Consider the following 12,980-nt stretch of genomic DNA (forward strand, 5'->3'; position numbering starts at 1 on the left):
TTGGCTTAAGAATTAATCTCCTTGCGGGAATTATCAACTACGGACTTTCCTTGCTGTCTTGATTCATGCAAGAGGTCTTTTGTAACCAGTCGAAAATTTGGTTGGCAGTTAATTGTAAATTAGGCAAAAAATCAGGTGTCACCAGTTGCTTGTCCTCAGTCCCTGTTTCGACAAAAATTGGTTGTGCTTGAGATTGGAAAATTAAGATAGTTTTCGCTTCTGGGTCAATCAACCAGCCTAAACGGCAACCATGGTTTAAACAGTACAAAATATTATCAATGACCCTCGTCACGCTTTGATCTGGAGACAAAATCTCAATCGTCCAATCGGGTGCTTGATTAACGACATTTTCAAGATTGCCCTCCGCATCACGGGGAATATTTTCGTACTCTAAAACCACCACATCTGGAACAATCGCCCGATCGCCAATGCGACATCTTAATTCTGGAAAGGCGATCGCCACTTTTTGCGATTTAGCAACAGCATTAATTGTCGTCACCAACTCTCCCTGAATCATACTATGCTTGGCTTGAGGCATCGGCTTTTGGTAAATTTTTCCGTTGATATATTCGCTGGCTGGTTTCGTTTCTGGCTGTGCCAAGAATTGTTCTAGAGAAATGGATTGAGTTGGTTGGACTGGCGTTTTAACCATTAGATTTAACTCCTAAAATTCATCGCTCTACGTCAAAAATCGAGATAATCAGACCATCCATGAACTCTCGATATTTCACCAGTTTATCAACGTCGTCAAATGAGAAGGCGATCGCCTTTCCCTTCGATCAATTCGTAGTTTGACAGTAGGGCTTATCAAAAATCTTGAGGTAATACGGGAGCTACCGTTGTATTTTGAGAGAGACCCATTTCCCAGAAATCATGCTTGCCAAGGTTCCAGAACGTCAGATGCATTGGGTGCGCTGGGGACTAACCCTCGGTTGGCTCCTGTTGATTGTTTCTCTGTTTTTTGATCCCGTTTCTAGCCAGCTCACCACGCCGGATCATCCGTGGAGTCCGATTCGCATTAATCCTGAGCAATGTATTTTGGTGCAGGGCGAATGTTTGCCGGATCAGCCTTATCCGCTGGGAGCACCAATTTTCTGGGGGATTATTGTGCCCAGTGCCATTTTTATTTTGTTGGTATTTGGTCACGAATTTTGGCGACGCATTTGTCCCCTCTCGTTTATTTCCCAGATTCCCCGCGCGATGGGTTGGGAACGTAAAAATAAGCGGGTTAATAAGAAAACAGGCAAGGTTCGCTACGAGCTGGTGAAGGTCAAAAAAGATTCTTGGCTCGCAAAAAATCATCTGCTACTGCAATTGGGGCTGTTTTATGTTGGTCTAAATTTTCGGATTTTGTTCGTCAATTCAAACCGTTTGGCTTTGGGTTCATTTTTGCTTTTTACGATCGCCGCATCTTTAGTCGTTGGTTTCCTCTACGGCGGAAAATCTTGGTGTCAATATTTTTGTCCCATGGCTCCTGTCCAGCAAATCTACGCGGAACCCAGAGGTTTGCTCGCTAGTACTGCCCACGAGGGCGATCGCCAACCCATTAGCCAGTCCATGTGTCGCACAGTGAGTCCCGAAGGCAAAGAAATGACCGCCTGTGTCGCTTGCACCAGTCCTTGTATTGATATCGATGCCGAACGTTCCTATTGGCAAGCCCTGACCGATCCCCAGCAGCAATGGCTTTATTACGGTTATGTGGGTGTGGTGGTCGGCTATTTTCTCTTTTATTTTTTGTATTCCGGCAATTGGGATTATTACCTTTCTGGCATGTGGGCCCACGATGAAACCCAATTAAATACCCTCTTAAAACCCGGTTTATATTTGTTTAATCAGGCGATCGCCATCCCGAAGATCATTGCAGCGCCCATCGTCCTCGCAATCTTTGGCGTTGCTGGATATGGCCTTGGTCGCCAAATCGAATCGCGCTACAAAGTTTATCAACGCAAAAAACACCGTCCCCTCAGTGCCGAAGAAGTACGCCATCGCGTTTTTTCTGTCAGCACATTTTTTGTATTTAATTTTTTCTTTCTCTTTGCCAGCCGCAACTTTATTGCATTATTGCCCGCACCAATTCCCTATTTATTTCCAGCCCTAATCGCCTTGTGCAGCACCCTATGGCTTTATCGCACTTGGCAACGGAGCAACAATCGCTACAACCGGGAAAGTTTGGCGGGTCGCCTCCGTAAACAGCTACGCAAACTTAATTTAGATACCGCGCAATTTCTGGAGGGTCAATCTATTGATGACTTAAATGCCGACGAGATTTATGTGTTGGCAAAAGTGCTGCCCGGATTCTCCAAGGAAAAACGCCTGCAAACTTATAAAGGCATTATGCGGGAGTCCATTGAAGAGGGCTATGTGGCAGTGGATCAAGTGTTTGAAGGGCTGCAACTCATGCGCCAAGAATTGGAGATTGCCGACAAAGAGCATGAACAAATTCTTGATGAGTTGATGGCAGAAAATCCGGAACTCTTCCGTGGCGATCGCCCCCACAGTCGAGAAGATTCATTACGTTTAGAAAGTTTCCGGGAGACCTTCCTCGAAACGGTTTTAGAGTCTTGGAAAGATCACCCCGAAGAATCCCACATTCAGGAATTGGCGCAGGTATTCCAGAAAAATGGCTCGCCGGAAGATCTGAAAAAGTTAATGGCTTATTTGTCAAAGAGCGATCAAAAAATGGTTGCTTATCTTCGACAGGAATATGGCATCTCTGACGATGATGAGATGATTGCCCTCCGCCGCACCGAACCCGACGAACTCTGGCAGGCGATCGCCCTAAATATTGATGTGTTAGAGACACTAGCCCACGACGATGCCGCATCAGATCATTCCGTCTTACGGCAACTTTTCTCCGAGATTGACACGGACAATTCCGGCGGTATTAACATCAAAGAACTCAAAGTATTTATCAAAAATATCATCCCTAACTTTACCGATGATCAGATTGAGATGATGTTTAACCGCGCCGATATCATTGGCAACAACATGATTACCTATGAAGAATTTTGTGTATTGTTTAGAAAAATTGGCCAACAGCACACGGCTAAAAAATAAGACACTTTAACTAATTACAATCGCAGCGATCCATTTAAGTCGCTGCTTTTTTTGGCGATCGCCCTTCATTTTTCTCGACAAAACACTGGCAACCGCAAACCATCAAGATTCCCGGATTAACATACTTATCGTACCCAGTACAATAGAATGACAAAAACTTAAATAATGTTGCCTCTATGCTAGAAGCCTACCGTAAACACGCCGAAGAACGTGCTGCTCTGGGCATTCCGCCGTTGCCCCTCACCGCAGAACAGGTCTCTGAGCTTTGCGAACTTCTCAAAAATCCTCCCGAAGCAGATAAAGAAGAATTACTCAGTTTACTGCGCGATCGCGTGCCCCCCGGCGTAGACGAAGCAGCTTACGTCAAAGCTGGATTTTTAACTGGCATTGCCAAAAAAGAAATTACCTGTCCCCTCATTAGTCCCCAAGGTGCAGTCGATCTCCTCGGCACAATGATCGGCGGCTATAACGTTCAGTCCCTCGTAGAACTGCTCAAGTCCAGTAACACAAATATTGCCAACGCGGCGGCGATCGCCCTCAGCAAAACGCTGTTAGTTTTCGATGCCTTTAACGACGTTCTTGAACTATCCGATACCAATCCCTACGCCAAACAAGTCATTGACGCATGGGCAGAAGCCGCTTGGTTTATCGGTAAACCCAAAGTCCCCGAAACCATCACCGTCACCATCTTTAAAGTGCCCGGCGAAACCAATACCGACGACCTTTCCCCCGCACCCCACGCCACAACCCGCCCCGACATTCCGCTGCACTCCTTAGCGATGCTGGAATCAAAAATGCCCGAAGGTCTCGAAACCATCGCCGAACTCAAGAAAAAAGGTCATCCCGTCGCCTATGTTGGCGATGTAGTTGGTACAGGCTCTTCCCGCAAATCTGCGATCAACTCTGTGCTTTGGCAACTCGGCGAAGAAATTCCTTTCGTACCGAACAAAAAAGCGGGCGGCTATATTTTCGGCGGTAAAATCGCGCCTATATTCTTCAACACGGCCGAAGATTCCGGTGCATTACCCATCGAATGTGATGTTAACGGCATGGAGACTGGCGATGTCGTCACAATTCATCCCTACGCAGGCAAAATCACCAACGAAGCAGGCGAAACCGTTTCAACCTTCGACCTAAAACCGGAAACAATCCTTGACGAAGTGCGCGCAGGCGGCCGAATTCCCCTCCTAATTGGTCGTGCCCTCACCGACAAAACCCGCGAAGCCCTCGGACTCGAACCCACAACCTTATTCGTACGTCCTTCCATGCCGGAAGATACCCACAAAGGCTTTACCCTTGCCCAGAAAATGGTTGGAAAAGCTTGCGGTTTAGAAGGTGTGCGTCCCGGTACATCTTGCGAACCAATTATGACCACAGTGGGCTCCCAAGATACCACTGGCCCCATGACCCGCGACGAGCTAAAAGAATTGGCCTGTCTTGGTTTTAACGCCGATCTTACCCTCCAAACTTTCTGTCACACAGCCGCCTATCCCAAGCCCGTTGACATCAATACCCACAAAAACCTACCCGACTTTTTCTCCACCCGTGGCGGTGTTTCCCTCAGACCCGGCGATGGCATTATTCACTCTTGGCTAAACCGGATGTTGATGCCCGATACCGTTGGTACTGGCGGTGATTCCCATACCCGTTTTCCCCTCGGTATTTCCTTCCCCGCAGGCTCTGGCTTGGTAGCATTTGCGGCGGCCCTTGGTGTGATGCCCCTCGATATGCCTGAGTCTGTCCTTGTAAAATTCACTGGCGAACTTCAACCTGGCGTAACCCTCCGCGATATTGTAAATGCGATTCCTTGGGTGGCGATGCAAGAAGGCAAACTCACTGCTGGCAAAGGCGACAAGATCAACGTCTTTAATGGCCGGATTATGGAGATGGAAGGTCTCCCCGATCTGAAGGTTGAGCAAGCTTTTGAGCTAACCGATGCGACGGCTGAACGTTCTTGTTCTGGTTCGACAATTAAACTCAGCGAAGAGACCGTTGCGGAATATCTGCGTTCTAACGTGGTTCTCATGAAGAACATGATTGCCCGTGGTTATTCTGATGCGCGGACACTGCTACGCCGCATCGCCAAGATGGAAGAATGGCTCGCCAATCCTTCGTTAATGTCTGCTGACCCTGACGCAGAGTATGCGGATGTAATCGAAGTGAATCTCAGCGAAATCAAAGAACCTATCGTTGCCGCGCCGAACGATCCTGACAATGTCAAACTGATGTCTGAATGTGCTGGGGACAAAATTGATGAAGTCTTTATTGGCTCCTGCATGACCAACATCGGTCACTACCGCGCAGCAGCGAAAATCCTTGAGGGAGCCGGCACAGTGCAGGGTCGTCTCTGGGTTTGTCCTCCCACCCGCATGGATGAACAGCAACTCAAAGAAGAAGGCGTTTATGCAACCTTCGCGGCGGCTGGCGCTCGCACAGAAATGCCCGGTTGTTCTCTCTGTATGGGTAATCAAGCCCGTGTGGAAGATGGCGCAACTGTTTTCTCCACATCTACCCGTAACTTCAATAACCGCATGGGTAAAGGCGCTCAGGTTTATCTTGGTTCTGCTGAGTTGGCGGCGGTTTGTGCGCTCCTCGGCAAGATTCCCACTATGGAAGAATATCAGGCGATCGTTTCTGAGAAGATTGATCCTTTCAAGGGTGAGCTTTACCGCTACCTCAACTTCAATGAGATTGATGGCTTTGAAGACGAAGGCCGTGTCATTCCTCTAGAGGAAATGCCCAAGATTGAAGATCTTCTCGGTATGCCTGTTGGTGCGAAGTAAAAGCCTACAGTTCTAATTTTATAATTGAGGTGGGTCAAACATGGCTCACCTTTTTTATTCACTAATTATGAACTTACTACAATTAAGAACTAATGCAACAATCAAACTGAATTTTAAGGGATGGATAGCTCAAATCATTAACTATTCATGATTTTTCCTTCAATAAAAAATCACAAAAGTCATATCTTGTCGTTGATTTTCACTAAGTTCAGTGTGTATTTTCTTGTTTCTTCTACAATCAAGAAAAGTATTTTGGAAAGCATAAATATGTTGGATGGTTTTTGGCAGATTGTTTGGCAGAATGAAAGTCTATTTCACTTAAGTATTCTCTTTACTTTTCTTGTCGCGCTGTCATTGGAAATTTGGATAACTATTCAGTATTGGCAATCGCTAAATCAAGAAGTCAGAGTTTTGAAGATCATTAATCAAAACCCTAACAATCCGCGCTTAAATTCTAAACAAAGAGAATTAGCAGGTGACTATTTAGAAAAACAAGGCACTCAGCAATACAGACTAAAACAAAACCTTCAGAGTTTGCTTAAAGTCTCTCCTAGTCAGTTGCGTTTTGCTACGACAGTCTGCACAGCGATAGGTGTACTTGGCACATTCTACGGGATTCAGAAATCATTGCAAGGCATTGATTTCAGCAATATCACTTCAGATGATTTGCTCTCACAGGTTCAGGATATTGTTTCTGGGATGGGGACAGCCTTTTCTACTTCACTATTCGGTTTAGGCTGTAGTAGCATTTTGACTATTACCTTGGCGATCGCCGAATTTTCAAGGCGGTTTATTCAGAAATCCAATAAAAGAAAAATATTACCGATTCTTGATCGATTAATTATCCAAGAGCAAAATGAGAATTTAATTTTAGATAAGTTTGATCGACTTGTTGACCAATTAGAAAAGAATGGCTCTGCTCAAACAACTCAAGCCTTAGAACAAATCGCAAGGCGACTAAACCCTCAAGCAATTGGACAAGCCGTTGGGCAAAGTATTAATGCAGAGCTTACTCCTGTGTTCAGCAAGATTGAAGAAAATAATAAATCACTTTTATTAATCAACCAATCCCAAAAAGAAACGCTGGATAATTTAATACAAAATATGCGTAGAGAATTAATTGAGCCTGTCACGGAAGAATTAAGGCGTAGCGCTGAATTGACTGAGCAAGCCTCTACTGCAATTATGTTACTGAACAAAGAACTGGGAGAAATTACTATTAATTTAGGGAAATCTGTTGAAACGATTCGAGATTTTCAACAGGGCACCTTGGTGGAACTCAAGACTTTTGCAGATAGCCTAAAGGGAACACTAGAAGAGTTTCGGACAGAAACTACTAAAACTATTGACTATGCCCTTAAGGAAAGTATTGACTGCTTAAAAATTCAACAGGAAGAGTTCAAAAAAAGTTCTGAGGAATCAGATAGATTGTTGAAAAACACAACAAGAAGAGCCATTAAGTTGATGGATAATGCTGGCAAAAATTTACAAGCGAGTCTTGCCAATATCGATGAATCCCTCGACAAAATGCGCATTACAGCCCAAAAAGAGCTAGAAAGTTTTAGAGTCGCTTACCAAGAAGAACTTGTTGCTTTCCTAGATTCCCAGAACCAACTTTTAGAAGGAACATTAGGTAAACAGCGAGATGCCCTCAAAGAAGTTGTCGAGAGCTTGAAGTCAGCATTTGAAGCCGAAATCAAACAACGTGAAGCTCTTGTAAATGACCTAGAATCGACGATGAAAATTGTGAAAGAAGGTGTAGAAAGCATTGGCAAATCCTATGAAGATACCCATGAAAAGGTGGTTACTATTCACAAATTCTCAGCCCAGCTCAACTCTAATTTTGACCAACGAATCCTGCAACTCAATGAGTTATCAGATTATGTCGGCAAGGCAGCCAAAGAACAAAGTGAGCGTTATCAAAAACATATTGAAGCTTCTGAACAATGGCAGAAAAAGTTCTTTGACTCGGCAGATAGTGCATTGAGTGCAATCTGTGGTGATCTACTTGGTGCTGCTGAGCTTTTACTAAACGCAGAAAATACAGCTAATGGGAACAATTAATTTTTCTTAGTTATTCATCTTGATTACGCCAAAATTTTGAATTAAGCAAGAAATTATTATGTTTTTTAATCAAAAGAGTTATGTAAATACGGAGCTAGATTCAGAAGTTGATAGCCATGAAGATGAATCTTCTGTTTTTCTCTCCATTAGTGATTTAATGTCTGCATTGCTAATGTTATTTGTCCTGCTATTGGTTACTGTACTAATTAAACTGGCAAAACAACAGGAGGATCTCACAAATCAGCAACAGGATATTACAAGGATTATTGTTGGTCAACTAGAAGGTGAACTTAAAGCTAATGGTATAGAAGCGGATGTTGATCCAGAAACGGGCGATGTAAGTCTAAGAGATAGTATTCTATTTGACCGTAATAGTTCTGCTCTAAAACCTGCGGGCAAGCAAAATCTCCAAAAATTAATGCCTATTTACAGCCAAATACTTTTTGAAAATGAAATGATTGCTAGCCAAGTCAATCGGGTTGTGATTGAAGGTCATACAAGTGCCTATGGCGATGCGGATGAAAATATGAGATTGAGTTTGCTGCGATCATGGGAGGTTGCTAACTATACTCTCTATAAAATGCCCTTTGCTAACAAAGAACAAAAACAGAAGCTAGAGCAAAAAATCATGGTAGCTGGACGAGGTGAAAATGACGCAACAAAACAAGCTGATTTTGCTGGCGATCGCAAAGTAACTCTGCGTATAGAACTCAAAGGTGACAACTATGAAGGAATATTCCAAAATTCACCAATTGAGTTACGAGAAGTTCAGCAATAAAAAAATCAAAAATTATGAATACTACTGATTTTTATCCTCATAAGCTGTGGGCGATCGCCAATGCTTGTGAACGTTCTGCGCCTAAGCTTGCCATCAAAGAAATTCGAGATAAAATCCAGCAAGATCAAACTCAACAAATTAATCGCATTGAATGGCTATGGCTAATAGCTCATGATAAGGATTGGCAACTCCAAAGAAAATCGGAGGAGCATCTCAGTGAAATAGAAATTCAGGAGTTAGCCATTGATGTTTGGGCGATCGCTTTTAATTTATATAATCAAGCCTCTGGCAATGATGATTACTGGTTATTAAAGGAGTTATCCCATCGATTACTCTCTCAACAAGGTCAAAAGTTAGCAAAACCTCTTTTAGAGAGTTGGCATAAATTGTCCTCTGATCGTTGCTTGAATGAGTCGAAACTCATCTTTAAAATTTTGCGTATCATTTATGATTCTTCGACAGAAGATGCAGAACTTAAGTTATTAAAGCTAACCTATCAACATCAACTCTTACCTTCACAATTTTGGGCGAAAACAGATCCTATTTTCCCAAGACTTGATTGTCTGAAGAAATATTTTTATCAACTGCCAAATCTTTTTACGAAAATCGACAAAGAAATCTCTGGTAGCACTCAATTTTTTATTAAAGTTCTAAAAGATATCAATAATGTTGTCGGTGATGATGAACAGGCTCAAGTTGTTGATTTGTGCTTAATCCAATGGCAGGTAGAGTTTTTCGATGACAAACCGAGATTACTCCAGTGGTTTATTCAGGAATATCACAAAACCTCAAAAGGATCTCTACTCAGTAGTGCGGCGATCGCCAAACTCAATCAATTAGTAGGGGTAATTAGCTACCAAGTTTTTGATAGCATTATAAAATCTGTGACTACTAAGATTCGTCTAGAGTGGTATGAAAAAAATCAACTAGAAGCAAGGAAAGAGTTTTGGAAAAACTATACAGACAGTTTTATTGATATCCGCGTCCTTTTACCCTATCAGTCGTCTATTCTGTTTACTAATTCAATTACAAGTAAGGTGTCTATTTTGGAGGAGGACAGTAATGAAGAATCGGAAGTCTGTATTTTTGAATTAAAAAATGGAATGTTAATCGCTGAAATCTTTAGGGGTGAAGGTAGTGATTTACGCATTTTTGATAAACAATATAAAAATTTCTTATTTAATGAACCATCCTTATCTATTCAGAAAATTCGTGCTCTAGGTGGCAAGCGACACGATCATAAATTCCTCTGGCAATATTACTGCGAAAAATTACTGCGTACCCAATATCAAATTTTCCCAAATGAGAAGATCTTATTATTTCATGGTTTACCAGATGACTATGCACTCTATTCTAGGCACACGGGGCTGCCAGTTCCTGCTCCTAAAAAAATTCAGCAACGAAAGAAGAAATTGAGTAATTGGATTAGAACAATTGACGATCTGGAAAGACAAGCACGCCTTAAATATCCAAACCTCTAACTTATTTGGGGTCGATATGATAACGTTGGTGGATGAAAAATGAAGAATCAATCTACTTTATTAGAACCTTTTGAAGACTTAGTTGAGAATATTCATTGTGTTAATCGACTCTGGAAGTTGTATCAAGAGCTAGATGAATTTGGCAAAGATCACGCCTGTACATTGAATTATCGAGACCTTAAATCTTGCTTACAGGTGAGGCTATTACGTTCTTATCCTGAATTTGTTTATCTTGCTTTAGATAAAGAAAATTCAATTGAAGGAGAACCATTACTTAGTGTTGGTTTAAATCATCCAAATTGCTCCCATCCTGATGCGGCTCATCTACCAGTCAGAATTGCTAAGGAAGTTTTAACCCCTCAAGAATTACAGCGTTATTTTCGGTCTGAAGACTTACTACAGTAAATGAGAATTGGGGCGATCGCCGTTTAAACAGAATGCTTCTCAAGAGTCGTTGCTTTCTTTTGTTGTAAAAACTCAGCAAAATCTCTTACCTGCAACACTAAATCGTCTGGTAGTGTCTCCAATATACAAGTCAAATGCTCTTTCGCTCCCATGAGATCTCTAGCTGAAGCTGTTAAGACAATTTGATTTTCATGGATGGTTTCTAACCCCAATGTTTCCGTAAAAGAATCTTGACCGTTTTTGTCTGCCGGAATGAAATAGCCATCAGAGTCATATTTGACCCAGTTACCAAAAAACTCAACTAAATAAGCTTCTCCATTGTTGAAAACTTCAACAATTGTTCCCCGTGTTTCTTTAGAGATAATCTCGCCATTATTCAGCGTAATATCTTCAGTTAATTTGACATTATCAAATAATTGAAACTTCACTGTGATAAGCCTCCTAATCTAGCGGGGTATGCCGTAACTAATCTAGCAACATCATCATCGAATAAAACAATCCAAATAGTTTTAACTCTTCGCGTTAGAGCAGAATTACCAGAAATATCCAAGTAAGCTCGATACAATCGACCAAACTTATTTTGATTTTGAAACTCTAGCGAATTAAGGAAGACAGCTTTCAAAATTGCCTCTGTAATTTCTTCCGGCGATTGAAAGCCCATAATTTTTCGCCAGAATTTCTGTTTATCTCCACCTGTGCCATTGGTACGGCTGAATAGATATTGAGCTTTTGCTAAAGGAATTTCAAAAGAACTGGGTGGACGGAACTCTGTACTTGACAATCCATTTGACCTCTTCATGCGTTGAGATATTCCAAATATAGCGGATCTAGCCAATAACAACTAATTCCGTGGTGGCGTTGCGCTGAAACCCGGCGATGGCATTATTCACTCTTGGCTAAACCGGATGTTGATGCCCGATACCGTTGGTACTGGCGGTGATTCCCATACCCGTTTTCCCCTCGGTATTTCCTTCCTCGCAGGCTCTGGCTTGGTAGCATTTGCGGCGGCCCTCGGTGTGATGCCCCTCGATATGCCTGAATCTGTTCTCGTTCGTTTTACTGGCGAACTGCAACCCGGTGTCACCCTGCACGATATCGTTAACGCGATTCCTTGGGTGGCGATGCAAGAAGGCAAACTCACTGCTGGCAAAGGCGACAAGATCAACGTCTTTAATGGCCGCATTATGGAGATGGAAGGTCTCCCCGATCTGAAGGTTGAGCAAGCTTTTGAGCTAACCGATGCGACGGCTGAACGTTCTTGTTCTGGTTCGACAATTAAACTCAGCGAAGAGACCGTTGCGGAATATCTGCGTTCCAATGTCGTTCTCATGAAGAACATGATTGCCCGTGGTTATTCTGATGCGCGGACACTGCTACGCCGCATCGCCAAGATGGAAGAATGGCTCGCCAATCCTTCGTTAATGTCTGCTGACCCTGACGCAGAGTATGCGGATGTAATCGAAGTGAATCTCAGCGAAATCAAAGAACCTATCGTTGCCGCGCCGAACGATCCTGACAATGTCAAACTGATGTCTGAATGTGCTGGGGACAAAATTGATGAAGTCTTTATTGGCTCCTGCATGACCAACATCGGTCACTACCGCGCAGCAGCGAAAATCCTTGAGGGAGCCGGCACAGTGCAGGGTCGTCTCTGGGTTTGTCCTCCCACCCGCATGGATGAACAGCAACTCAAAGAAGAAGGCGTTTATGCAACCTTCGCGGCGGCTGGCGCTCGCACAGAAATGCCCGGTTGTTCTCTCTGTATGGGTAATCAAGCCCGTGTGGAAGATGGCGCAACAGTGTTCTCGACTTCGACGCGCAACTTCAATAACCGCATGGGTAAGGGGGCGCGAGTGTACCTTGGTTCTGCTGAGTTAGCGGCGGTTTGTGCGCTCCTCGGTAAGATTCCAACGGTGGCAGAATATCAGGCGATCGTCGCTGAAAAGGTTGCGCCGTTTGAGGGTGAGCTTTACCGTTACCTCAACTTTGATCAAATGGTCGGGTTTGAGGATGAGGGTCGTGTGATTGCCCTTGAAGATATGCCGAAGATTGAAGATCTACTCGGTATGCCTGTCGCTGCAAAGTAAAATCACAGATTCAGATTTTATAAAAAAGGTGAGTCAACAATGGCTCACCTTTTTTATTTACTAGCTGTAAACCTACTATAAGAATACTCTGATCGAGAATTGATTTGATAATTAAACTGACACTTAGTGATTCGATGATCGCTTTTAAAAAGTTTTACATGGGCTTGGAGCATTCCTAAATTTCAGAAATCCACTGAGTTAGTGAGCATCTATTTACCCAACCTAATTCGAGAGGTCAACCACATCATTTTTGATGATCTAATAGATAACTAACCTGAGTTTTGCTTAAGGGTGCTCGGCAATACGACGCGGCGAATAAGAGAGC

The 12,980-nt window shown here is 43.1% G+C and carries 9 protein-coding genes and 1 pseudogene; 7 read left to right on the plus strand and 3 right to left on the minus strand.

Features of this window, described 5'->3' with window-relative positions; genetic code table 11:
- Positions 1 to 37: 37 nt before the first annotated feature.
- Positions 38 to 652 carry a Uma2 family endonuclease gene (locus NIES208_RS17695; protein ID WP_075894313.1) on the minus strand — a complete coding sequence of 205 codons (615 nt, stop codon included), beginning with the start codon at positions 650 to 652 and terminating at the stop codon, positions 38 to 40.
- A 221-nt stretch (positions 653 to 873) separates the two neighbouring features.
- Between NIES208_RS17695 and NIES208_RS17700 the strand changes: the two genes are divergently transcribed.
- The 6 genes from NIES208_RS17700 (at position 874) to NIES208_RS17725 (ending at position 10,568) form a co-directional block, all read left to right on the plus strand.
- Positions 874 to 3,057 (plus strand): EF-hand domain-containing protein, encoded by a 2,184-nt coding sequence (locus NIES208_RS17700; RefSeq protein ID WP_075894314.1) that lies wholly within the window; start codon positions 874 to 876, stop codon positions 3,055 to 3,057.
- 176 nt (positions 3,058 to 3,233) lie between these two features.
- The gene (gene acnB, locus NIES208_RS17705) at positions 3,234 to 5,840 is read left to right on the plus strand and encodes a bifunctional aconitate hydratase 2/2-methylisocitrate dehydratase (protein ID WP_075894315.1); all 2,607 of its coding nucleotides are present in this window, start codon (positions 3,234 to 3,236) and stop codon (positions 5,838 to 5,840) included.
- A 147-nt stretch (positions 5,841 to 5,987) separates the two neighbouring features.
- Positions 5,988 to 7,904, plus strand: a complete 1,917-nt coding sequence (locus NIES208_RS17710; RefSeq protein ID WP_139325098.1) for a MotA/TolQ/ExbB proton channel family protein — start codon at positions 5,988 to 5,990, stop codon at positions 7,902 to 7,904.
- 58 nt (positions 7,905 to 7,962) lie between these two features.
- On the plus strand, positions 7,963 to 8,682 hold the full coding sequence (locus NIES208_RS17715; RefSeq protein ID WP_075894317.1) for an OmpA family protein: 720 nt from the start codon (positions 7,963 to 7,965) through the stop codon (positions 8,680 to 8,682).
- Between the two features lie 14 nt (positions 8,683 to 8,696).
- A complete protein-coding gene (locus NIES208_RS17720; RefSeq protein ID WP_075894318.1) occupies positions 8,697 to 10,163 on the plus strand; it encodes an EH signature domain-containing protein in 1,467 nt (488 codons plus the stop codon).
- Positions 10,164 to 10,202: 39 nt separating this feature from the next.
- Entirely contained in the window at positions 10,203 to 10,568 is a 366-nt protein-coding gene (locus NIES208_RS17725) for a hypothetical protein (RefSeq protein WP_075894319.1), read from the plus strand.
- A 23-nt stretch (positions 10,569 to 10,591) separates the two neighbouring features.
- On the opposite strand, the gene NIES208_RS17730 is transcribed toward NIES208_RS17725, so the two are convergent.
- Both NIES208_RS17730 and NIES208_RS17735 read right to left on the minus strand, forming a co-directional pair.
- Positions 10,592 to 10,996 carry a DUF4926 domain-containing protein gene (locus tag NIES208_RS17730; RefSeq protein ID WP_075894320.1) on the minus strand — a complete coding sequence of 135 codons (405 nt, stop codon included), beginning with the start codon at positions 10,994 to 10,996 and terminating at the stop codon, positions 10,592 to 10,594.
- Positions 10,993 to 11,403, minus strand: a complete 411-nt coding sequence (locus NIES208_RS17735; protein ID WP_216349433.1) for a DUF6883 domain-containing protein — start codon at positions 11,401 to 11,403, stop codon at positions 10,993 to 10,995. The genes NIES208_RS17730 and NIES208_RS17735 overlap by 4 nt, the downstream gene beginning before the upstream one ends.
- A 13-nt stretch (positions 11,404 to 11,416) precedes the next feature.
- On the opposite strand from NIES208_RS17735, the pseudogene NIES208_RS17740 reads away from it, so the two are divergent.
- Positions 11,417 to 12,655: pseudogene (locus tag NIES208_RS17740) on the plus strand (aconitase family protein); the annotation flags it as partial.
- Between the last annotated feature and the right edge of the window lie 325 nt (positions 12,656 to 12,980).

It is taken from the genome of [Limnothrix rosea] IAM M-220 (genome assembly GCF_001904615.1).
In the GTDB taxonomy this organism is placed as follows: Bacteria; Cyanobacteriota; Cyanobacteriia; order Cyanobacteriales; family MRBY01; genus MRBY01.

Bases quoted from the DNA above. Each gene is read 5' to 3' on its own strand.
- NIES208_RS17695 (WP_075894313.1), bottom strand. From the start codon at position 652: ATGGTTAAAACGCCAGTCCAACCAACTCAATCCATTTCTCTAGAACAA.
- NIES208_RS17700 (WP_075894314.1), top strand. From the start codon at position 874: ATGCTTGCCAAGGTTCCAGAACGTCAGATGCATTGGGTGCGCTGGGGA.
- acnB (WP_075894315.1), top strand. From the start codon at position 3,234: ATGCTAGAAGCCTACCGTAAACACGCCGAAGAACGTGCTGCTCTGGGC.
- NIES208_RS17710 (WP_139325098.1), top strand. From the start codon at position 5,988: ATGATTTTTCCTTCAATAAAAAATCACAAAAGTCATATCTTGTCGTTG.
- NIES208_RS17715 (WP_075894317.1), top strand. From the start codon at position 7,963: ATGTTTTTTAATCAAAAGAGTTATGTAAATACGGAGCTAGATTCAGAA.
- NIES208_RS17720 (WP_075894318.1), top strand. From the start codon at position 8,697: ATGAATACTACTGATTTTTATCCTCATAAGCTGTGGGCGATCGCCAAT.
- NIES208_RS17725 (WP_075894319.1), top strand. From the start codon at position 10,203: ATGAAGAATCAATCTACTTTATTAGAACCTTTTGAAGACTTAGTTGAG.